The following is a 625-nucleotide window of genomic DNA, read 5'->3' as shown; positions in this document are numbered from 1 at the left end:
AGCGGCTCAATGCCCAGGTCGGCCGGGCCGAGGCCACCGAGGCCGCCCGCGCCGCCGCGGCCACCGGCGGCGACGATCCGGCGCCGGGAACGGGGGCTGCCAGCACCGGCACGGCCCGGCCCCAACAGGCCGCCACCCCCCGCGACCCCGCGCATCGCGGCGTCGAGGTGGGCTTCATGCTGCATGCCCTGGCGGCCAGCCGGGGCGACCGCGAACGCGCGGTGGCCCGCCTTGAGACCGATGGCCATTCCGGCATCGCCGCGATCATGTCGGGCGCGTCCGAGGCCGCGGGCGGCATCACCATTCCCGCCGCGCAATCCGAGGAACTGATCGCGCTGCTGCGCCCGCGGGTCACCGTCCGCGCCTCGGGCGCGCGCACCGTGCCGATGCCCGCGGGCGAGCTGCGCACCGCGCGCCAGACCGCAGGCGCGACCGCCGGTTACGGCGCCGAGACCTCGGCCATTGCCGAAAGCGAGATGAGCTTCGATGCGGTCGACAAGTCCTTCAAGCTCCTGCGCGCGCTGGTGCCGCTGTCGAACAGCCTCCTGCGGCATTCCTCGGTCGCCATGGCCCAGCATGCCCGCGACGACCTCTTGAAGGCGATGGCGCTGCGCGAGGACCTGGC

At 75.0% G+C, this 625-nt stretch carries 1 protein-coding gene; it reads left to right on the top strand.

Features of this window, described 5'->3' with window-relative positions; genetic code table 11:
• A partial coding sequence (locus BYZ73_RS21575) for a phage major capsid protein (protein WP_112317598.1) occupies positions 1-625 on the top strand: 625 nt, incomplete at both ends.

The sequence above is a fragment of the Rhodovulum viride genome (genome assembly GCF_003265965.1).
GTDB lineage: Bacteria > Pseudomonadota > Alphaproteobacteria > Rhodobacterales > Rhodobacteraceae > Rhodovulum > Rhodovulum kholense.
This window is presented reverse-complemented; position numbering and strand designations above follow the sequence as displayed.